This is a genomic window from Roseiconus lacunae (genome assembly GCF_008312935.1).
Taxonomy (GTDB): Bacteria; Planctomycetota; Planctomycetia; order Pirellulales; family Pirellulaceae; genus Stieleria; species Stieleria lacunae.
Map to the genome: position 1 here is coordinate 1,483,122 of NZ_VSZO01000001.1, position 21,233 is coordinate 1,504,354.

Here is a 21,233-nt window from a genome sequence, read left to right on the forward strand (position 1 = left end):
GTGCGGCAAAGGTCGGGGATCAAAATAGATGAGCACCACGAATGATGCGGTGGGCTATTTAACGACTGATTCAATATTCGTTAGCTGTAGGCAACCTCGCCTGATGGTTTCGCTTCGGGCGGTTGTGACTTCGGTCGACTAGCGTGAGGATCACAGACCGCGACAAAGATTTCTTCTAGCGTTGGCGTGGCTTGATCGACTCGTACAACGCCGGCGTTCTCGTCATAGTCCTGTCGCCAGTCGTCCGCTAGATCTGTCACAATCCAGCGAAGCTGGCGTCCGTTCTTACTTTCGGTCAACACGTCACCACGTGGCAACACCACCGTCGCGTCGCTGTGATCAAGCGTTGCCGTGATGACCTGGGTGGAATCTCGAAGTGCTTGTAGAGGCTTGACTAGCTTTAACTCGCCTTCGTGAAGGATCCCGATCCAATCGGCTACGCGTTCCACTTCGCTGATCTGATGACTGGATAGCAACACGGTGTGTCCCAGTGCGGCCCGATCGACCATCGACTCCAAAAACTGGCGGCGAACCATCGGATCAAGTCCGCTCGTCGGCTCGTCTAAAATGAGTAGCGAAGGGTCGTGCGATGTCGCCAAGGCCAACGCGACCTTCGCACGTTGACCTTTGCTCATGTGCTTGATTTTGACACCGGGCGAGATGTCGAATGCCCCCAAGGCTTCGACGTAACGGCCCGGAAATAGGTCGTCATAAAAGGCGGACGTGAACCAACCGATTTCTTCGGCGGTCATCCAGTCATACATCGCCGGAGCGTCGGAGACGTAACCGGTCTTCTTGCGGATGTCTTCGCTCTCTTTTAGGCAGTGCATGCCCAAAACCTCGGCGTGCCCTGAATCCGGTTTTAGTGTACCGGTGAGGATGCGAATCATTGTGGTTTTACCCGCACCGTTTTCGCCAAGCAGCGCAAAGACAATACCCGATGGGATTTCCAAATTCACATGATCGAGCGCCTGTTTGTTACCGAACCGTTTGCTAACGTTCTTCAGTGATATGATTGAATTCATCGCGAGATTCCCAATGAAAAGTAAACGGGAAGAAAAGCCAAACAGTTAAGTGCTACCGTTGCCGCCGGCTTTCGCAGCTTCTTCAAGCTCGTTTTGCTGCCGAGTTAGCTCGGCTTCAAATAGGCTCCGTAATTCGTCTGCACTCATGCCGCCGGCGAGCGCATCAGAGAGGGCTCGGCGAAAGCTCTCGGCCACGAGCGTATTACGCGCCTTGGTGCAGCGTTTGATCGCGTCACGACGAACGATCATACCGCGTCCCCGAAGCGGTTCGAGGACGGAATCGGATTGCAATTCCTGATAAGCACGTGCGATCGTGTTCGAGTTAATCGCTAACTCGTTGGCAAGCTGCCGAACACTCGGAACCATTTGGCCGCCGACAAGGATCCCGTCAGCGACCGCCAGCTTTACCTGACGGACAATCTGCTCGTAGATCGGGATGTCTCCGTCCGGATCGATCGAAAAAAACATGGCAAACACTCTCGGTTGGAGTGATCTCGATTCGGTGTACCGCTGTCATGGTACACGGAGTCTCTGGCCTGTCAAGTATTTTCTTGTCGGTCGTCACTGGTCCAGGACCGCGATTGATTGACCGGTGCTGCGGCGAACCGCGACGACCAGCAACAATACTGTCAGCGGTAGCGTCACCATCAGTCCCATGCCAACCATCGCGACGCCGATCCCGATCAGGCACGTAGTGGCGACGGCAATCAGAAACGAGTTGAACGGGTCAAAGAAGGCAATCGTGATTGCGGGATGAACATTCCTGCGCAACGGTCGATCGGTGAGACACAGTGGCAAGAGCGGCCAAAAACTCATCGCGAGAAAGACCGGGATCAACACCGAAATCAGGAATCCAAACCCATAGAGCAGGAGCGTCGTACCGATTAGCGTGCTGTTACTTGCCACCGAAATTGTGAGTGCAGTCACCAGCAGCCCCACGCCATTGAGCAGAAACAGCAGGAGCACGGTCACTGCGGTTCGTATCACCAACTTCCATCGCGGCTTAAACGAATCACTCAGCCAAGACGATGTCTCGACCACCGGTAAATTGAAATCGACATTGCAAAGTCGATCAGAAAGGTACAGCCCGACGCTAAGTACATACGCGATCACCAATAAGAATAGCGGCGAGAGCACCAATGTGATGGTTATCGCCCCGTTGGCATTGGTTTGTGCGTATTGGTTCAAGCCAATCAACGGAACGACGACCAGCAGCACCAACAAGCCCCCGATCACAAAACCGGGAAGAAACAGTTTGCGTCGTCCGACAGCGAAGAGCGTTTGGGTGTCACCAAAGATGGTTTCGATAGAGACTTTTTGGAGATGCTGTTCGTCATTTTGCTGCGGGGCACGAGGTTGCCGATCGGTATCACCCGATGTCGTAAGTTGGGCAACAAATTCTTGGTCGCAGCTAGGGCAAAGCGATCGTTTTCCGGCCGCTTGGTGGGGGAGCTCGAGCGTCGCGTCGCAATGGGGGCAAGATTGCTGAAACGTTTGATTGGGGGCGTTAGCCATCAGCATTTCCAAGGATCGAGTTCAAGCCAATCGCGTCGCGATCGCCACCAACAACAACGCCAAGGCGACTCCATCGGCAGTCTCCACTCGGTTGCTTCCGGCGCTGCGACGTAGGTAATCCAGTAATCGACCGGTAGGGCACCCCATCCGGCAATAACCCATCGGGACCACGCTGGCGAACAGCAGCGTAGCGATCGCGAAGGCAATTGAGGTTAACGGGGCGACGCGGTAGAGGTAGGCATGAAACGGTTCCCATCCCGCGAGGTCAACCGAGGGGCGAAACAAAAGCAATAAGTATGCAATCACCAAACAAGAACCGGGGACGACCATCAGGACACGCGTCAGTGTCGCCGGTAGGCGAATTCGTCTTCGGCTCTTGGGTTTTGGCCTGAGCGATTGTTGCAACGCACCGTGTGGACAAAGGTGGTTGCAGTAGGGGTTTGATTTTCCGATCGGCGGAGACGCGAATGCGATCAGGGCGATCGCCGCTAACGCCGGTGCGAGTCTCCACGCGATTCCCTCTCCGCCCCATCCGGCGATCAAGGCCATCGAAATCAAATTTCCTGACCATAACCCAATGACCACAACGCTGGCCGCCAACCAAAGGGAGCGAAGCCAACGGCGACGAAATAAACCACGTGACTTTAGGATTGACAGCGTAAGTAGCATCGCAAAACAGGCGAAGTCGGTGACACCGAACCGGATATCGCCCAACCAACTTGCAAGTCTTCCGCGGAGCGTCGACTCCATTCTGCGCCGTTCGGCTGTTTCACGTACCCGGTCGGCCCATCGGTCGGCGGTCGCGAAGATCGTTTCGCTGATCGCAAGGCTAGTCATCGTGGCACCGGAGACGCCTTCGATACCCGATTGTTCTAGATTTGTTGCGGCAAGTTCTGCCATTGAACGATCGACAAACTTATTCCAAAAACTTCGTTCCATGCGGCAGTAGCGAACGTACGGCTGATTATCAAACGAGCTGCGAATGAAGATCGCTCGAACGATCGGTGATCGTTCCTTCGGCTCCGATTGACCCTCTTGTCCGGTTCGCCCATCCAGTCGGAGCAAAAGTTCGGTAGGGCCCTGGTAACCGATAATCGTTTCGCTGTACGGACCGCTGCGCAGGACTTGCCCGAGTTCGTTGCCTTGGTGATCAAAGACGACGACACGATGGTCGCGGTTTTCCACTCGACCAGCATTGGGAAACCAATCGGACAATTCTTCGATGGAGATTTCGTCGGGAAACACTAGCGAGCCTCGATTCCCGCCGATTCGCGTTAGGACTCCTTTTGCGAGTGCCAACGACGTCAGCGTCGCCCCTGAAACCGCATCGATCTTTGCCGGCTCTTCCGGGCCCGACCAGTTCCACCGCGTGAACTGATCGAAGAAGGTTTTGTCATTTCGGACGGCCCGGACGTGCTCTTCGGTATCACCACTGTCGAGCATTTGGGTGCCGAGCAAATTGAATTGTTCATCGATCACGAGCAACGCTTCGGTTGGACCTCGATAGCCGATCACGTCTTTTGCCGCGGGCATCGTTCGGGCGGCACGACCAAGTCTTTTGTCTTGGTCGTCATAGATACCCCAAAACCCGTCGGCATCGGCGTCGGCGTCAATCCGTGTTGCGGCGGGAACGATTCGCTTGACGATCGAGAGTTCCGGGGCCGGCATGCGTTCGCCGGCCCAACGACCTCGATCGTGTGCCGGCGGAATCAGTACGCACAGCGCGATCACCAGGGCAACGCGCAGGCAATGCACGAGCGGTGCGAGGCGATGAAATTTTTTGCGCATCAATGGCGTACTTTAAGCAGGTAAACACGAGTTTTGGGGGTTAAACATCTGGATAGCACCCTCCCGCTTGCGGGATAGTCGGACGAGCAAACGGTCGGGGAGGGGGGTGCCCTCTTCGGGCCTGAAGGCCCGACTCTCCCAGTGGGGAGAGTGAAATGCCTTAAGCCGAATCATTCGTGTTCAACTGCTTAGTGCAACGGCAATCTGCCATGGTGATCACGTACCGAGTTGACCCAGGCGATCGCCGGTGGGTAGGAGCGTAAGAGCATGACAATCTTACTCGTCGAGGTCGACCACAGTGGGGCGACCAGGCTGGGTTGTCCACCACTCGCCCACAAGTCATTGAGTAGCATGGCGAGCAAGGCTGGTTTATCGACGTTTTCCTCGTTCAGTTTGAGCGAGTGACGTCGATACCGCTGTCGGATGTTTTGTTCTAAGTCGTCGTGATCAGATGGATGATCGTCCGGTCCGCAATCAATCGGACTGGGAGTACGTATCGCTAAGGCGAGCACGTAGCGCAACCGCCGCAAGGCAACGTCACGGTTTTGAGCTTGGCTGCGTCTTTCGGTCGCTTCGCCAATCAGCCCGGTCGGACGATGTTCCATGAAGACGCCGCTGCTGGTCTTGTTGCGATGTTGACCACCCGGACCACTTCGCCGTTGAGTCCGCAATTGGCAATCCTTTGCCAGAAGATCGACATCAAGCACGGCAGGGTGCGGGGCGGACACCAGCCGGCAAGCTTGACGGCTGGATCGATCGGGAATTGACGCATTGGAATCGCGTTTCATGATGGCATTCTGCTCGACGAAAGAGCGTTCGTGCGATTAATCGCTACAGTTCTTCGACAGCATTCTTGATCGTTTGTACTAGATGCGCTCGGATGTAGTACTGCCGGTTGTGCGTATCGATCTCGATTCCTAGTTCCTTTGCGATACGAATAGCCAAGTCAACATCTTTGACGCCATGATACTGGTTGACTACTCCGTCATCGGTGTAAATGGTTTCCATATCGTTGTCAAAGCCAGACTCTAGGGCGTCGGCGAACTCGGTGATCCAAGCTTCGGGGACTCGACGTTGCCGGCAGTGATCGACGCTCCAGATTTCATCTCCGGTGCATTCGGCAAGCAACGCTAAAAGATGGTGTCGAGCGATCATGAGTCGGTGGGGGCGATGATGCGGTCGATTTGCGCTGCCAAGATGAAATCGTTTTCACTGAGCCCACCGATCGCGTGCGTGGTCAGAACGATCTTCAGGTGTCGATAGCCGGTCAAGTGAAGATCGGGGTGGTGTTGTTCACGTTCGGCAACTTCGGTGATTCGGTTGATCATTTCAATCGCCCGCACGAACGACTTGCAATTCACTTTGCGATAGATCAGCGTTGCGTTCTGATCGAGTTCCCAAGACGTCACCGCTTGCCGGTACTCGTTCGCTTGCTCTGGCGTCAGTTGATCCACGCCGCCTTCACAGGGAACGCATTTTTGGGCGGCAAGCTTATCGGCGGTGATTGGATGCATTGTTGTCTTTCCGTGAACCCATGGATTCGTCTCGTCAGTCGCCGAGTGTTTGATCACGGTTCCCGACGTTGATTCGGTTTTATTCGGAGTGAACGGTCAGGCGTTGCGTCGTTCGGTCGCAATTCGATGCTGTTCCGTGAAGCCAACGTAAGAGCGTTTCGAACACGTCGCCGGCATCGACATCGTGCAGCAGGTCGTGTAAGCCGTTTGGCCATGCGATCGAACGAACATTCGCTCCCGCTCGCATTGCAAAGTGTCGGCAAGCAGCACGGTCGATCAGCTCGTCTCGTTCACCGTACAAGATCAACGTCGGCGTGTCGACTTCCGAGGCGTGGTCCAAAGCGAACCGACCTTGGGCGATCAACTGGGTCGCGTTGTAAAGCGAAATGACGGAATGTTGATAGGGGTCCGCCGCGACTTGTTGTGCGATCGAAGCGTCGGCGGTTAACGAGGCGACGTTTGGCGGTTTGCGAAGCCGAACCCAAGGCAGCATGTATCCTGTCGCCCACGCCGCAAATAGGTTGGGGCGGTCAAGGTGTTGAGGAGGCATCAGCATCGGAGCGACGAGCATCATGCCCGTCAGTGGTGATTGATCAAAGTGGTCGAACTCTTGGCGGCGAAGGGCGTAGTTGACCGCCAAATTGCCTCCCATGCTGTGACCGAGTAGGAATTGGTTGGAAGACGGAAATCGTTCGCCGATTTGTTTTCGAATCGAAGCGACTAATGCTAGCGACCGGTCAAAGGAATGTACGCTCCCACGTCGTCCCGATGATCGGCCATGCCCCGGTAAATCGACGGCGGCGACGGCGATGCCGTGATCAAGAAAGCGTTTCGCGCAGTCGTGGAACCGGCCACCGTGATCGCCCAGGCCATGGACAATTATCACGGTCACTTCAGGATCGAAACCCGTCGTCCACAGATGACAGTGGAGATCGGCGTGATTCGGCAATTTCAGCGTTTCAACACTCATCGACATGCTGGTAAAGGCGGCAAATCGGTGGATTTCGGGCCGTTAGGAAGTAAACGGCACAAAATTCGCGTATTTCCAAGTGGCGGCAACGGGCTCTTGTCAGGATGGCACCCAGGGGTAATCCGATGCCTCGCCCTACTCTCCAGGGACACCTGTTTCGAGGGACAATCATGCTATTCAGGCTACTTTTACTCTTTATCTTCGTTCCACTGGTAGAGCTGTATTTGCTTTTACAGCTCGCCGACGCTACCAGCGCGGGGGCGACGTTCCTAATCGTCATCGCCACCGGGGTTTTGGGGTCATACCTGGCGAAGCGTGAGGGGTTGATGGCATGGCAGAAATTTCATGCGGCCCTGGGTGAAGGGCGTGTCCCCAGCCGTGAAATCCAAGACGGGTTGATGATCGTGTTCGCGGCGGCGCTCTTGTTGACGCCCGGGCTGATCACGGACGCCGTCGGATTTTTACTGCTCGTTCCTGTGGGACGCGATTTGCTGCGGAAGACTGTGCTGGCAAGGTATTTTTCAGGGTTTAAGAACGTCCAGATTCGCGGCAGTTTTTTTGAAGGCCAATCGCGACAGACGTTTGACGATTCGAATACGATCGATGGAAAGGTCACACGCCGTTAATGCCGTTTAGTCCTGCGTTTTCGGTTGGATCAAGCGTTTTCGCAGGCGTGCCTGTTCGACTTGCTCCGCCCACCGCGAAATCTCCTGGTCCATCCGCCGAGCACGTTCGGGGTATTGTTCGGCAACATCGACTGACTCGTTGCCATCGCTTTCGAGGTGGAATAGCCTTGCCGGCTGCTTCGAATCCGGTGGATTGACCGATCGAGTCACAAAGGGGCGAACCAGTTTCCACGGTCCTTCTCGGACCGCTGCGTTGTGTGTGTAGTTCGGCTCACCGCGGTTCCATTGCCAATGGTAACGGCTTGTCTTGCGGCTTTTCCCCTGCAGCACATCAAGAAAACTTTGGCCGTCAAGCTTTGGGGCGCCAGGCGTTTGCTGCGCGATGCCACAGATTTCGCTGATGGTCGGAAACAAGTCAATGAATTGCACGACGTCCTCAGCGGTTCGCGGTTGGAATTTGCCGGGCCACCGTACCATCATCGGTACCCTGATTCCGCCTTCGTACACTTCGTACTTCATTCCTCGAACATTTGGGTTGAATCTCGCACCGGTCACCGGATCAGGCCCGTTGTCACTGGCGAAGATCACAACTGTGTTGTCCGCAATACTTAGGTCATCGAGTGTCTGCAGTAGCTCGCCGATACCACGATCCATGATTTCGATCATCGCATAAATCGTCGCGGTGTTTTCATTGAGTCCCTTCGCAACGTAACGCTGCACGACTTCCTCGGGCGCCTGCAGCGGCCGATGTGGGGCATAGTGCGCTAGGTGCAAAAAGAAAGGCTGTTCGTGGTGCCGCCGGACAAACTCGATCGCTCTGTTTGACAGGTCATCCGTTAGGTAGCCGTCGTCAACCTCCAGGTGACGCTCTCCAAGGATCAAACGGTATTTGAAGTAGCCGTTCCCTTTGGCGCCGACAAAGCCTTCGAATTCATCGAAGCCATGGTTCGTCGGACCAAATCCGTCCCCGATTCCGCAGTGCCACTTTCCGATCAAACCTGTTTTGTAGCCTGCGTCACGCAGATGTTCGGCGATCGTTCGCTCGTCGTGCCGCAGGCGGGTTAACTTCGGATAGTCGTATTGGTTCAGCGTGACCACGCCGGTGCGGTGCGGATAGCGGCCGGTCAGCATCGCCGCCCGAGCGGGGGCGCACACGCAGGACGCACTGTACGCATTCGTAAAATTAATACTCTCGCCCGCTAAGCGGTCCAAGGTAGGCGTTCGGCTAGCACCGCCATTGAGCGACGCCAAATCGCCGCGTGTCATATCGTCGGCCAAGATCAGAATCACGTTGGGCTTTTGCGGGTTCTGCGAATAAGCCGCTGATGACAGCAATGCGGACAGTAGGGCGAGGGATCGGGCAAAGTACTTCATCAATTTGATAAATCCTGAGATAAACCAGCCCAAAAACCAATGCTTTGGTGCCAACCTTAAACACGAGTCTTTGGGTTTAAGCATCTGGATAACACCCTCCGGGAAGCGTCATGCTCGTCCAAACATACATTCGGGATGAATCACCAGTTTACAACGTTTCAATTCACGCTGTTTAAGAAGCGTCTGACGTCGAAGAATAGAAGTCTCATCGGGATTCCCGCTGGAGACAAACCCACAGAAGACGAAGACGCGACCTCAGCACAACAACTTTCCGACGACAACGGACCCCCGATTACGCCATGAGCCGATCAGAATCCGATGGGATCGAAATGCCAGACCTTGAGCAACTACGGCCCTATGCCGTTTGGATCGTTCTTGCGCTGGTACTCGTCTTCCTTTTAATGACCAGTTTCTACACCGTCCAAGCCGAATCCCAAGGCGTTGTCTTACGATTCGGACGCTTCATCAAAACGGTTGATCCGGGCCTGCGATTTAAGCTGCCTCTGGGGATCGACCAAGTGGAGATCGTTCCCGTTCGCCGCCAGCTGAAACAGGAATTTGGGTTCGGGACGGTTGGGGCCAGCAACCCGACGCAATATTCCGACGAACAGAAAGAAGAACGCAACATGGTCACCGGTGACTTGAACACCGCCTCGGTCGAGTGGGTGATCCAGTATCGGATTCAAGAGCCACAGCTTTATCTGTTCAAAGTCCGCGAGCCCGGCCGGACACTCCGCGACCTTTCTGAATCGGTGATGCGGACCGTCGTCGGTGACCGAACGGTCGACGAAGTGATCACGATCGGCCGACAAGAAATCGAAGTCGAAGCATTGACGGAGCTACAAGAATTGGTCAATCGATACGAATTGGGGCTCGGCATCGACCAGGTGCAGCTCAAAAACGTTAACCCGCCTGGACCTGTTCAGCCCTCGTTCAACGAGGTCAACCAAGCCCAGCAAGAACGTGAGCAAATGATCAACGAAGCCAACGGGGAATACAACAAGGTTGTCCCCCGTGCCCGAGGTGAAGCCGAACAAAAGGTCCAGGCCGCCGAAGGCTATGCGACCAAACGGGTGAATGAAGCCGAGGGTGACGTCGCGCGATTCAACGCCGTCTTGACCGAGTACCTGAAAGCCCCCGAAGTCACCAAGCAACGTCTTTACATCGAAACGATGCGGCAGGTTGTGCCGTCGCTCGGCAAAAAAATCATCCTTGACGATGGTGCCAAACAAGTGCTTCCCTTACTGCCACTGACCGGAGGATCGGTTCAATGAAACAGGTCCCGATTACCCTAGCGATTGTTTTTCTAATCGCGGCATCCTTCATCACGTATTCATGCGCTTACACGGTTGATGAAACCGAGCAGGTGATCCTGACGCAGTTTGGCAAGCCGGTTGGCGATCCGATTGTCGATAGCGGCCTGCATTTCAAACTGCCGTTCATTCAGGAAGCGACCTTCGTCGAAAAACGCATCCTCGAATGGGACGGGCGGCCCAACGAGATGCCGACCAAGGACAAGACCTATATCGTCGTTGACACTTTTGGCCGCTGGCGGATCAACGATGCCAAGCAATTCTTCCTGCGACTTCGTGACGAACGCAGCGCCCAATCGCGACTCGATGACATCCTGGGTAGCGAAACACGAAATGCGATCGCCAAGCACGAACTGATTGAACTCGTTCGCACCACCAAGGATCGCGAACCGATTCAAGACGCCGTGATCATCGAAGGTCCCGGCACCGCGGGAACGCTGTACCCGATTTCGAAAGGCCGAGCCAAAATCGAAGAAGAGATCTTTGCCAAGTCGGCCGAAAAGCTGGCGGACTTCGGCATCGAATTGCTCGACGTTCGATTCAAGCGGATCAACTACAACGAGAACGTTCAGCAGCGGATCTACACGCGGATGATCAGCGAACGCAAACAGATCGCCGAACGATTCCGCAGCGAAGGTGCCGGCGAAGCGGCAAAGATCATCGGACGCAAAGAACGCGACCTACTGGAGATCGAATCGGAAGCTTACAAAAAGGTGCAGGAGATTCGCGGGGCTGCGGATGCCAAGGCAACGGAGATTTACGCCGCCGCCTATAACCAGAGCGAGGAAGCCGTCAGCTTTTACGCGTTCATCAAGACGATGGAAACCTACGAGGAGATGCTCGGTGGCGACAGCACGCTGGTGTTGACCACCGACAGCGACATCTTCAAGTTTCTCAAGAACATCGACCAAAACGAGTGATCGTGGTGCAGCAACTAGGCTGCCAAGCAACCTCTCGACGAAAAAGAATCCCTCGCCTGCGATCGCAAGCGAGGGATTTGTCGTTGATCAAGGAAGCGGCACGCCCGCAATTCGGAGAATCGAGCGACAATATCGCTCAACTTTCCAAGTTGACGGCAGAGCTGCGGTCACACCCTAGGTGGAGGGCAATTACTTGCCTTCCTTTTCCTTCCGCTTCTTCTCGATGATTTCTTCTTGGACGTTCGAAGGAACCTCACGGTAGGTTTCCAGTTCCATCGAGAACGTACCTTGGCCTTGGGTCATGCTTCGCAGGTCAGTCGCGTAACCGAAAGTTTCGGCCAGCGGAACTTCGGCGATGATGATGCTGTTGCCATCGACGATGTCGTTGCTGCTCATGATCCCTCGGCGGCGGATCACGTCACCGACGACCGTCCCTTGGAAATCTTCGGGGCACTCGATTTCGATTTTCATAATCGGCTCAAGCAACTTCGGGCCGGCCTGCTTGAAGTACTCACGGAAGCAACCTTGGGCGGCGGTGTAAAACGCCTTCTCCGAGGAGTCAACTTCGTGGAACGAACCATCATTCAGGTCGATCCGAGTTCCCACCACGGGGTATTCCGCGAGCGGGCCTTTGCCGAGGATGTCGCGGAAACCTTTTTCGATCGCAGGGATGTACTGCTTCGGAATCCGGCCACCGACGACGTGATCTTCGAACTCAAAGCTGTCTTCGCTCACCGATTCCAGTGGGCTTAGCTTACCGACGATGTGAGCGTATTGACCGCTACCACCGGTTTGCTTCTTGTGCTTGTAGTTGAACTCGATGCTCTTGGTCGGGCTTTCGCGGTAGCTTACCTTCGGTGCACCGACTTCAATTTCGACGTCGTATTCACGTCGAATTCGTTCGATGTAAACCTCAAGGTGCAGCTCACCCATGCCGCTGATCAGGATTTCGTTGGTTTCCTCATCCGTCATCACGCGGAACGTCGGGTCTTCTTTTCGGAAACGCTGCAGTGCCTTGCCCATTTTGTCCCCGTCGCCACGGCTCTTCGGCGAGACGGCGATTTTGATCACGGGGTCTGGGACGAACATCGATTCCAAGGTGCACTGATCGCGGGTATCGCCATAGGTATCACCGCTGGCCGCATCGATTCCCATCACGGCAATGATGTCGCCGGCTTCCGCCTTGTCGATCTCTTCGCGCTTGTCGCTGTGCATCCGAACGATTCGGCTAAAGCGTTCGCTTCGTCCGGTACGTTGGTTGACGTAGGTACCGCCTTTTTCGATCGTTCCTTGGTAAATCCGCATGAACGTCAATTGACCGAAGGGATCATCGACGATCTTGAAGCCCATACCGACGAAGGGAGCTTTCGGATCGGGCTTCAACTCGATCCGCTTCTCTTCATCCTGAGGGTCACGGCCGTGGATTTCGCGATCCAGGGGGCTCGGCAGGTACGAGTTGACCGCGTCAAGCAACGGTTGAACGCCTTTGTTTTTGAACGCCGTTCCCATGTAAACCGGAGTCGCTCCGCCAAGAACCGCATCCCGAGTGACCTTGTAGATCATCTCCTTGGGGACTTCTTCTTCGCTGAGCAGCAACTCCATCATCTCGTCGTTGTACATCGACAACTGCTCGAGCATGTGCAGGCGTTGCGCTTCGCACTTTTCTTTCAGGTTCTCAGGGACTTCACCGACGTCGACGTTCTGGCCTTCGGTACCGGAGAATCGATACGATTTCATTTCGATCAGGTCGACGACGCCTTCAAAGTTTTCTTCGGCGCCGATCGGGTACTGCATCAAGAACGCTTCGGCACCCAATTTTTCGCGCAGTTGTTCGACAACGCGGAACGGGTTCGCACCGGTTCGATCCATCTTGTTGATGAAAGCCAAGCGTGGCACTTGGTAACGTTTCATTTGGCGGTCGACGGTGATCGACTGGCTTTGCACGCCACCGACGCTACAGAGAACCAAGACGGCCCCGTCGAGAACACGAAGGCTGCGTTCCACTTCGACGGTAAAGTCGACGTGGCCTGGGGTGTCGATCAGGTTGATCGCGTTGCCCTTCCATTGCAGGCTCGTCGCGGCACTGGTGATCGTGATCCCACGCTCTTTTTCCAGTTCCATATGGTCCATGGTCGCGCCGTCGCCACCGCCACGAACGTCTTCGATCTTGTGGATTCGACCAGCGTAAAACAGAATCCGTTCGCTGAGGGTCGTTTTGCCCGAGTCAATGTGGGCACTGATCCCAATGTTTCTTACGTTCTCCAGTTTCATCTTTTTTTACCTAGCGTTGGCAACCGACCGAGAGATGGCACGGTGACGACCGCTGTCGTTTGGTCGGGGATTGAATGTTTCGTGATCTATCGAACTGCGATTGAATTGGCAGTCAGTGGGGTGGAAATGTTGGCGGGATGGACATGATGGCGATCCACCTTCGATGCCTACACTCGCAAGTCTTGGGGAACCACCCGGGCTAAATTCCCGCTTCAAACGGTCGACTTGTCAATTGGTCGACACTGCAACCGTTCAACTCGCTAACCGGTCAGCGGACGGGCCGAACCGGATGATCTCGGTTCGTCCCAAAACGCGATTCAATCGGGTCGAGGTACCTGTATCGGACACACTCGGATCAGATCATGCCGGTATGGTTGGAAATTTTTGCGGAATATGGCAAAGGATTGGCCTATCGGGAAGGGCAAATTAGCCTCGTGACACGATTCGACCACAGGAATACCCCACGATTGGATGGGCATTCCTGGCGTTTTGCTTCGTAGGATCACGATTTTCCTCTTGCCGGACTTTGATTCGGCCGACATACTCCTGCTCCCTTACAGTTTTTGTAGGCGAGTCGCTGAGCCGTGCCGGGGAAAGGTTCCCCGGTAAGCTCCAGTCTCATCGACCGTCGCCGCAGTTTTGACAAGCGGAAGAACTGACCTGGTAGGCCCTGCTTTCTCGGCAGCAGCCACAGGCAGTCATCAGCCCGGCAAGACATTGGGGAAGACTGGTTGCACGATGCAATCGCATCGAATTCGCTTCACGCGAGCCACCCTGGTTAGACACGCACCAGTCCACACGGGTTCCCTCGATTGATCGGTTCACTCGGTCAATGGACGCCTCCCGCCCCATTTGCCTCGCACACTGATTTTTCTCTCCCTCGAATAACTGCGCCCGCGTCCGATCGCCATCAACCCGAGAGCTTTGCAAAATGCCTCCACGCCCAATGAGCTCGCGTAGCCGAGCCCGCAAACGATCACGAGTCCGCTCGCGAGCCAAGAAGAAGGATCCGATCTTCGTCGATGGCCAGCGACCACGTCCGATGTACGTTGATTACAAGGACGTCGAACTGCTCAAGAAAATGATCAACCGCCAGGGACGCATCGTCGGCCGCCGCAAAAGCGGTTGCACCGCCGTCAGCCAGCACGCCGTGACCGCGGCTGTCAAACGCGCCCGCTACATGGCACTGCTGCCTTACCAAGGCGAGTAAGGCGAAAGCAAACGAGCTTTAGATCACAATGAGCTTCCGAACGCACCGCCGCGTCGAGTTTCGAGACACCGACGCGGCCGGCATTGTTCACTTCTCGGCGTTCTTCCCTTGGATGGAATCGGCCGAGCACGAGATGCTTCGTTCGGTCGGAATTCAGATTTTGCCGGATAGCCATTCTCCGGCCCAGTCAGCTGACTCTCGGCAGACGGTCACTTGGCCTCGCGTGAGCGCCTCGTGTGATTATCACCAAGCGGCCCGCTTCGAAGACGAACTGTCGGTTGCCGTCGAGGTTCTTAAGATTGGTCGTTCAAGCGTCCAGTACCAAATTGCTTTCTCACGGCAAGCCGATAGCGGTCCGCCCGTGCCAATCGCGACCGGCAAAACCGTCGTCGTTTGTTGCCAGCTTCGTCCCGGCGGCAAGTTAGAAAAGGCCGAGATCCCGGCAGACATCCGCGCAAAACTCGAATCGCTCTAACGGTTGCTTCCCGTTGAAATTTGAGTGTGGGTTACCGTTCGGTAGCGCTTACCGGGTTGCCCATAGCTCAGCCGCTACCATGTTTGGGGATCGCGAACGAGTGGAACGTGATCACGACTCCGACGGCGATCATCGAAAGGCCCAGCCATCGTGGCGGCTCAACCCGTTTTTTGGGAGCTGGGATGACAGGCTCGATGATGGCACCCACGGTGGTCGAGTTATCCACCAGTGGTGTGTTGGTCATCTTGGCAATGAATCGCGTCGAAGGCTCGTTCAGCACAAACGACTCAACGCGACGAAATTGCAGCCCCAGCAGGATCAATAGGATCCCGAATAGGAAGTATCGATTTCGGTACAGTGACATAGTTCTAGCCGATCAAGAACGATTGGGAGGAAGGGTTCCACGTTTTGCTATCGTCCTTGGCGACATGGGCAGGCAAGCGAACCGATCGGAGTTCGGCCCGGGCAAGCAAACACCGCCAAACCAATCGGTATCTCCACGACAACCCGCGCCAGCGGAGCGGTCGGCGTCCACCGCGGGCTCTTTCGCAGGGCTGACCGGCTATCCCTCGTTGGCAGGCAGCCCGTCTCCGAACAGGTGATCGACCGCCTGCCGCATTGATTGGCCGAAATTCCGGTAGGCGGAGTCTTCCAGTAACTGCGATTGGCTGCTTTGCATGATCGCAGCGGCCAGCGCTTTGTGCTGACGCCAGTCATTTAAATCGAAGTCACGGATATCGGTGTAGACGTTCGACAGGTTGTTGCTGATTTTTGGGACCAGTACGACGCCGTTGTTTCCGTGCACCACGTGATAGTGCATCGCGACAAACAGCAGCAATGCGCCGCAAAACATCCCGGCTAGAAATTTCGACATCACACTGCCGGAAGTAAAACAAGAAAATGGGAACCGAATCGCCACTCGGGCGTGTCGCCGCAGCACCGATGGTCGCTGGGGAGGTCCGATCGCATCGGCTTGGTGGCAGGGAATTAATAGGCGTTACCCGGTGATCGGGCAAGCCGGATAAAAAATGGCAAACCTTGTGCCAGGAGTGGCTCGTGCGTCTTGACGATTCGCCCGAATCGCTACAGACTACGCAACCCACTTTGAGCGGTGAAGGACTGAAGTTTCCTCGGTCGCCTGCCGATCAAAGACACTCCCGGGCGGTTGCACTGCCGGGAATGCAAGGGCGATTAGCTCAGTTGGTTAGAGCGCCACGTTGACATCGTGGAGGTCAGAGATTCGAGTTCTCTATCGCCCACTCTTAACCCCTTGCACAGCAAGGACTTGCGATCCTCTCTCGTGGGTCGTTTCCGGGCCAATCGCCTGGGTCGTTACGTGGGTCGCAAAACATATTTTTACGACCCAGTAACCGCGTTCCAAAACGCAGTTCTTCACTTTGCTCCGCAGTCGTGTGGCTAAGTCGCACAGGCAACCACCTATGCCAGTCACCGCATATGCTTGGCCTGAACTGCGATTCCCAGCGTGGTGTCCTACGCCCGCCGCAGCGCATCAAACGGGGCGTTGATACCACGCTCGATTGTGCTGCCTGGTAACGGCTAACCCTGAGTGGCAAGCCACTGCTAAATACCGATCGGTACCTACACATGCGTTTCGGACGGAAGCTCGCGAGTTTTGCGCCAATCGCAAGGCTTTTGCGCGGACATCCGGGGCCTTTCCGCAATCTTCGAACACTTGGAGCAACAGCGGCAAATACCGCCCGTTGCTCCGCTAGTGTCACCTGCACCTCTTGGCGGCATCTGAGCTGCCTCCCGTTTGCTGCGTCCGTTTATGTCCTCTCCTAGAGTCAGGCACGGCCCGGCTTAACGGTAGCGACGGTCTGCAGTCCGATGAACAGCACTTAGTCGGCTGGACCACTGTCGGTGGGCCATTCGGCGATTGCGATGTTTTCGTTCTTTTGTGGGCGCGAGCCTTTGCCGTGTCGGATGTTTTTGAAATCAGCCGTCCATCCGGCTTTACCAAGTTGGATGTCGATCAACTCAAGGTGTCGCGGGTTTCGCCGCTGGAGTTGGTGCACTGACCGGTAGCCATTCGGGAGGAAAGCTCCATGGCCCAGTCAAGCGAGTTGCTGCTGACGTCGAAGGCGACGTTGACGATTGACGGGTGAGTAGGATCTTGCTGCGGTGATGAAGCAGAATTTGTTGCTTTGGGGCCTTTGGTTGGTTTAGGATTCATATGACTTCTCTCGCATGGTGATCTCCGGATCTCCCATGACGACCCAAAACAGCGTTGAGCAAATCGTCATGATTTCACTCGTGTTCTACATCGGGAGGAGTCATTTTCCTCTCTCATTGATTCACTTGCACACAAGAGTATGTGCACGCGGAGTAACGGAGTCGGGGGCCTTGGGGTCTTAGTTTCGACTCGATCGTGGTTGCCCTGTGATCCCGCCGTTCTGTCAACTGAATGACCTGCAATGCGTTCGAGAGCCCTGGTTGCGATCAGCTTCATTCTGCTGTTAATTGGTGCGTTTGTTATCGTGCGAGATGCCCAGCGGACCGCGGCCGGAATGCGCGTGCAAGGACGCCTGAGACAGCTCCATCTGGCGCTGTTTAATTACCAGGCGGTGAATGGTGTTATTCCTGACCGAAATCTGCACGATTCAAACGGGCGTCTTCTCTGTTCTTGGGTCGGTATGATCTTGCCTTTCATTGAGCAACATGAAATTGCTGACTCAATTGACATTTCCGAATCGTGGGATTCTCCATCGAACAAAGAATCGCTCGAACGCGGCAAACGGTTTTGGGATTGGTACAGCGCTGATGGGTACTTCATCAGCGCTTACGATGGCGCTGATTCAATGTGGGATTCCAATGGAAAACCCCTCGGGACGCTTGAAGAATTACCGACCAAGGTATTGCTCGTTGCGACAACAATCGACGGTATTCACCCGCTAGAACCGTTTTGTTTAACGGAAGATCATCTACGCAAAATACTGACGGCTGGAACGAGAGCGTGGTATGTTGACGCGGATCGTTTTCATGGAACTGTCAGACTCGAGGGCAATTCAATCGTCTTTGTCCGTAATTTTGAACAATAGAGGACAGGACAATGAAATGTGCGCGAGGACGGGAGTCGTGAATATTTGTCTGCTTGCACGTCTTTCGCCTGTCTCGCGTGATTTATAACGTTCCCCGAATGTAGAGAATCTCAATGTTGCGAACCATATGTCGCGTCCCGTTAACCACTTTCGTGTTACTCGCGTTAATCTCCCAGGCGGATGCCGCAGATTCTGGCATTGGAGACAGTGGAAAATATCAACGGTTCGTCGTCCATGTTGCGGAGTATCGACCGAATGTTGATGTCGGCGTAACCAAGAATGCAGTCGAGATGCTTGAGGTCTTTCGAAAACAGAACGTGCGTCCTGTGCGTGAATTTAGAATCCCAACGCTGACCGATTGTGTTGCGGTATTTTCAGAGAGCAAGACTTTTGAAGTCCCTCAGAGGGATGCCCAGAGCCTCGGCAAAACGAACACTCAGAAAGGACCGCCAGTTCTTGGTACACGGCTTGAAATTCGTACAGGATCGGACTCTGGCAAGACGATCGCGAACATCGCGTACACTGTTGGCGAACGGCAGAATGGGGACAAGGGCTCTGCGTTGACACAAATCGTAATCGAGAACACGGATATTTACTCGACGGGTGAATCGAGAATAATCCGGTCGCAGACTCAAGATGATCGCAATGTATTTCTTGTCATCACGGTGTATGATGGGAACACAAAGGATCGAATTTCAGAGTAAGTCGAACGGCTGTTGAAGCCTCTTGAAAGCATCGAGGGTAATCATGCCGTGCACGCGAAGGTCGGGAGTCGTGTCAATTGAAGTGGTCAGTCAACCGCGTGACTTCGGTGACGGCTACCGTTCGCCATAGGCACTTCCATTAATCGAACGAAATGACCGCTGCGAAGTCGCTGCCAACCGAGCAAGATTTTGATCCGTATGGCGGCGACCTCGATGCGCAATGTGCATGGAAAAACTTTGGCGGGCTGACACTTGAAGAAGCCAAGATGAAGTTTCACCAGCATCCAGAAGTCTACCAAGAAGATTTTATGTTCATGGGCGGCAAGGCATTTGCCTATTACTACCCAGTGATTGACTCGTATCTTCGGGATACACCATTGCTTCCACCGGAAGACCGGGATGATCGCGAAACTTGGATTCTTCCCCAATGCATCAAGAACCAATTCGAAGGCTGGAACTTTCCACATGTTCGCCACCTAAAGCGAAGCGTGATTGACCTCTGTTGTTTCGTTCGCGAAAATCTATGTTTGTTCGGATCCGAACCGAGTGAACTGGAAAAGATTGACGAGCAATGGCTGAGCCTTCAAGAGCATCTTGAAACCACAAACGGATAGGCGAACCAAGGAATCGCTTGAGGCCAGAAGTCAGAGGATAAGCGGCAAGCGAGCCAATTCTTCGTCGTATCTGAGGTAGCATCTTGGATTTGATCGCGCCCTTCGTTCGGATTCCATTCGGGCTCATGTTTACGCAGCGACATTCCTCGCTGCAAAGGGAATATTTGGATCGCCATATCTTTCCGAGCTTCTTTCGCGATGCCGATCGATCGATCAGAATTCCGACTTGCTTTCTGACGACCAACAGCGTTTGCTCTCTCGCGGGGCAACATCGATGGCTACGGTGGTGAGAGCTGCCGGATACGATCACGCTGATACTGTGCATGCTAACGTGTCTGTGACAATCACCCCGATTCGGAGAAGCGAGGGCGTCTTAAAGCAGCTATACCGCAGAGCGATCCCTATTTGGAACGCTGTGGGCGGGCGGATTCATCTCCGCCGCGCTGTCGTCCACCGGCATGCGGTGGACCGCCACCGTCACGTCCGCCACGTTGCTGCCGGAGTTCTTCCATCCGTTGTTTCTGCGACTCGGCCAAGATCGCGGCGAGTTGCTTGTCAGCGCCTGCTTAACACGGAAGCTCCAGCGCTGCTACGGAGATGCAACGCAGTACAACGACTGATTGCTGCGCAAATACAGACGCCCATCGCTGACCGCGGGACTAGCATTAAAGTCCGTATCATCGCTGGCAAATTTGTTTCGCGCGATGACTTCGAATTCATCCGACGGTCTGATGACCAGCGTTCCGCTTTCGCGAGTCACGATGTAGATAAACTCGCCGATTTTGATCGGCGAAGCGTAGACCGGACGTTGACCTTGGAGATCCCGAACACGCTCGCGATAGACGATTTCGCCGTCGTCTGACTTGGTGCAGTAAGCCAGACCGCGATCGTCAATCCAGTAAAACTTGCCGTCTTCGAGCAGCGGCGTCGCGACGTAGGAACTGGTGCGGTTCGTCCACAGTACGTTGGTGTCAGACACATCATCTTTTCCACCAACCTTGATCGCGATGCTGCCAGCCCCGCGATAACCGCCAAAGCCATAGACCTTTTGACCGTCGACGATCAATGAAGGCGAAACATTGCCGGTCATCGGAGATGTGGCGTACCAAAGCAGCTTTCCGGTCTTCGGGTTCATCGACCAAATTTCGCCTGGCACGCTGATGACCAGTTCGTCATCGCGACCAGGAACCGTAACGATGCGGGGTGTACCGTACGTTAATTCCAGCATGTCGGCTTGCTGCTTCCAAACCTCTTCGCCCGTTGACTTCTTCAAGCAGTAAATCGTACGTGATTCGTCGGCGGCATTGATGATGACGGTGTCCTTGTAGAGCAGCACGCTGGCCGCGGACCCCCATTCCCGATTGCCACTGCTCTTTCCGGCATCGAAACTCCATATTTTTTCGCCATCCATCGTGACGCAGTGCACACCGCCTTTGCCGAAAAACGCAAAGATGTGGTCGCCATCCGTGGCCGGTGTATTACTCGCATAGCCATGCTCGGTGATGTAGCCACGGTAGCCGTCTTCGCGATAGTCGATTGGGAAATCAAGCGACCAGAGTGAGTCCCCGCTGGTTTTATCAAAACACATTAGCTTTCGTATCGCGGCGTCACCATCGACGTAGCATGTGACGATCACTTTGTTGCCCGAAATGATTGGGCTAGACGAACCACTGCCGGGCAGATCGACCTTCCAGGCAAGATTCTTCGACTCGCTCCACTCCGTTGGTACGGTTTCGCTGGAGACCGCTTTGCCATCAGGGCCGAGGAACATTGGCCACGAATCAGCGTGTGCGCGACAGCAGACGGTCGCAGTCAGCAAAAGGCAGACGAGCGTGCGGATCATTTCATTCTCTGG

Annotated in this window: 22 protein-coding genes and 1 tRNA gene; 9 read left to right on the forward strand and 14 right to left on the reverse strand. The window is 54.9% G+C overall.

The annotated features are described in order from the left end of the window. Positions 1-80: 80 nt before the first annotated feature. From FYC48_RS05565 to FYC48_RS05600, 8 genes are all read right to left on the reverse strand, one after another. Positions 81-1,025 (reverse strand): ABC transporter ATP-binding protein, encoded by a 945-nt coding sequence (locus tag FYC48_RS05565; protein ID WP_149495595.1) that lies wholly within the window; start codon positions 1,023-1,025, stop codon positions 81-83. Between the two features lie 45 nt (positions 1,026-1,070). Continuing rightward, positions 1,071-1,493 (reverse strand): GntR family transcriptional regulator, encoded by a 423-nt coding sequence (locus FYC48_RS05570; protein WP_149495596.1) that lies wholly within the window; start codon positions 1,491-1,493, stop codon positions 1,071-1,073. A 93-nt stretch (positions 1,494-1,586) separates the two neighbouring features. Continuing rightward, positions 1,587-2,540: a hypothetical protein gene (locus FYC48_RS05575; RefSeq protein WP_149495597.1), complete on the reverse strand. Its 954-nt coding sequence runs from the start codon at positions 2,538-2,540 to the stop codon at positions 1,587-1,589. A gap of 21 nt (positions 2,541-2,561) precedes the next feature. Continuing rightward, on the reverse strand, positions 2,562-4,328 hold the full coding sequence (locus FYC48_RS05580; RefSeq protein WP_149495598.1) for an FMN-binding protein: 1,767 nt from the start codon (positions 4,326-4,328) through the stop codon (positions 2,562-2,564). A 188-nt stretch (positions 4,329-4,516) separates the two neighbouring features. Then, a complete protein-coding gene (locus FYC48_RS05585; RefSeq protein ID WP_149495599.1) occupies positions 4,517-5,116 on the reverse strand; it encodes a peptide chain release factor family protein in 600 nt (199 codons plus the stop codon). A 43-nt stretch (positions 5,117-5,159) separates the two neighbouring features. Then, positions 5,160-5,483, reverse strand: a complete 324-nt coding sequence (locus FYC48_RS05590; protein WP_149495600.1) for a hypothetical protein — start codon at positions 5,481-5,483, stop codon at positions 5,160-5,162. Next, positions 5,480-5,842, reverse strand: a complete 363-nt coding sequence (locus tag FYC48_RS05595; RefSeq protein WP_149495601.1) for a 4a-hydroxytetrahydrobiopterin dehydratase — start codon at positions 5,840-5,842, stop codon at positions 5,480-5,482. Before FYC48_RS05595 ends, FYC48_RS05590 begins: the two co-directional genes overlap by 4 nt. Positions 5,843-5,921: 79 nt before the next feature. After that, the gene (locus FYC48_RS05600) at positions 5,922-6,734 is read right to left on the reverse strand and encodes an alpha/beta fold hydrolase (protein ID WP_160149341.1); all 813 of its coding nucleotides are present in this window, start codon (positions 6,732-6,734) and stop codon (positions 5,922-5,924) included. A gap of 203 nt (positions 6,735-6,937) precedes the next feature. On the opposite strand from FYC48_RS05600, the gene FYC48_RS05605 reads away from it, so the two are divergent. Continuing rightward, entirely contained in the window at positions 6,938-7,438 is a 501-nt protein-coding gene (locus FYC48_RS05605) for an FxsA family protein (RefSeq protein ID WP_235034086.1), read from the forward strand. Positions 7,439-7,444: 6 nt separating this feature from the next. Here FYC48_RS05605 and FYC48_RS05610 read toward each other — a convergent pair whose 3' ends face one another. Continuing rightward, positions 7,445-8,896, reverse strand: a complete 1,452-nt coding sequence (locus FYC48_RS05610) for a sulfatase-like hydrolase/transferase (RefSeq protein WP_149495603.1) — start codon at positions 8,894-8,896, stop codon at positions 7,445-7,447. Positions 8,897-9,111: 215 nt separating this feature from the next. Between FYC48_RS05610 and hflK the strand changes: the two genes are divergently transcribed. Both hflK and hflC read left to right on the forward strand, forming a co-directional pair. Further along, the gene (hflK, locus tag FYC48_RS05615) at positions 9,112-10,086 is read left to right on the forward strand and encodes an FtsH protease activity modulator HflK (RefSeq protein WP_149495604.1); all 975 of its coding nucleotides are present in this window, start codon (positions 9,112-9,114) and stop codon (positions 10,084-10,086) included. Next, entirely contained in the window at positions 10,083-11,045 is a 963-nt protein-coding gene (gene hflC / locus FYC48_RS05620; protein ID WP_149495605.1) for a protease modulator HflC, read from the forward strand. The genes hflK and hflC overlap by 4 nt, the downstream gene beginning before the upstream one ends. A 189-nt stretch (positions 11,046-11,234) precedes the next feature. On the opposite strand, the gene fusA is transcribed toward hflC, so the two are convergent. Beyond that, positions 11,235-13,316 (reverse strand): elongation factor G, encoded by a 2,082-nt coding sequence (gene fusA / locus FYC48_RS05625; protein ID WP_149495606.1) that lies wholly within the window; start codon positions 13,314-13,316, stop codon positions 11,235-11,237. 931 nt (positions 13,317-14,247) lie between these two features. Here fusA and rpsR point away from each other — a divergent pair. Both rpsR and FYC48_RS05635 read left to right on the forward strand, forming a co-directional pair. Then, positions 14,248-14,526: a 30S ribosomal protein S18 gene (gene rpsR / locus FYC48_RS05630; protein ID WP_230260494.1), complete on the forward strand. Its 279-nt coding sequence runs from the start codon at positions 14,248-14,250 to the stop codon at positions 14,524-14,526. Between the two features lie 28 nt (positions 14,527-14,554). Further along, positions 14,555-15,001: an acyl-CoA thioesterase gene (locus tag FYC48_RS05635; protein ID WP_149495607.1), complete on the forward strand. Its 447-nt coding sequence runs from the start codon at positions 14,555-14,557 to the stop codon at positions 14,999-15,001. Between the two features lie 67 nt (positions 15,002-15,068). On the opposite strand, the gene FYC48_RS05640 is transcribed toward FYC48_RS05635, so the two are convergent. Both FYC48_RS05640 and FYC48_RS05645 read right to left on the reverse strand, forming a co-directional pair. Further along, the gene (locus FYC48_RS05640) at positions 15,069-15,365 is read right to left on the reverse strand and encodes a hypothetical protein (RefSeq protein ID WP_149495608.1); all 297 of its coding nucleotides are present in this window, start codon (positions 15,363-15,365) and stop codon (positions 15,069-15,071) included. 198 nt (positions 15,366-15,563) lie between these two features. Next, on the reverse strand, positions 15,564-15,875 hold the full coding sequence (locus tag FYC48_RS05645; RefSeq protein WP_235034087.1) for a hypothetical protein: 312 nt from the start codon (positions 15,873-15,875) through the stop codon (positions 15,564-15,566). Positions 15,876-16,186: 311 nt separating this feature from the next. On the opposite strand from FYC48_RS05645, the gene FYC48_RS05650 reads away from it, so the two are divergent. Beyond that, a tRNA-Val gene (locus FYC48_RS05650) sits at positions 16,187-16,260 on the forward strand. A gap of 734 nt (positions 16,261-16,994) precedes the next feature. On the opposite strand, the gene FYC48_RS27620 is transcribed toward FYC48_RS05650, so the two are convergent. Beyond that, on the reverse strand, positions 16,995-17,195 hold the full coding sequence (locus FYC48_RS27620) for a hypothetical protein (RefSeq protein WP_160149342.1): 201 nt from the start codon (positions 17,193-17,195) through the stop codon (positions 16,995-16,997). A 340-nt stretch (positions 17,196-17,535) separates the two neighbouring features. Here FYC48_RS27620 and FYC48_RS05655 point away from each other — a divergent pair, with 340 nt between their 5' ends. The 3 genes from FYC48_RS05655 (at position 17,536) to FYC48_RS05665 (ending at position 19,378) form a co-directional block, all read left to right on the forward strand. Further along, entirely contained in the window at positions 17,536-18,060 is a 525-nt protein-coding gene (locus FYC48_RS05655) for a DUF1559 family PulG-like putative transporter (protein WP_160149343.1), read from the forward strand. Between the two features lie 152 nt (positions 18,061-18,212). After that, positions 18,213-18,764 (forward strand): hypothetical protein, encoded by a 552-nt coding sequence (locus FYC48_RS05660; RefSeq protein WP_149495610.1) that lies wholly within the window; start codon positions 18,213-18,215, stop codon positions 18,762-18,764. Positions 18,765-18,916: 152 nt separating this feature from the next. After that, positions 18,917-19,378, forward strand: coding sequence for a hypothetical protein (locus tag FYC48_RS05665; protein ID WP_149495611.1), 462 nt, complete (start codon positions 18,917-18,919; stop codon positions 19,376-19,378). 589 nt (positions 19,379-19,967) lie between these two features. Here the strand turns inward: FYC48_RS05665 and FYC48_RS05670 are convergent. After that, positions 19,968-21,221 (reverse strand): outer membrane protein assembly factor BamB family protein, encoded by a 1,254-nt coding sequence (locus tag FYC48_RS05670; protein ID WP_149495612.1) that lies wholly within the window; start codon positions 21,219-21,221, stop codon positions 19,968-19,970. Positions 21,222-21,233: the final 12 nt, after the last annotated feature.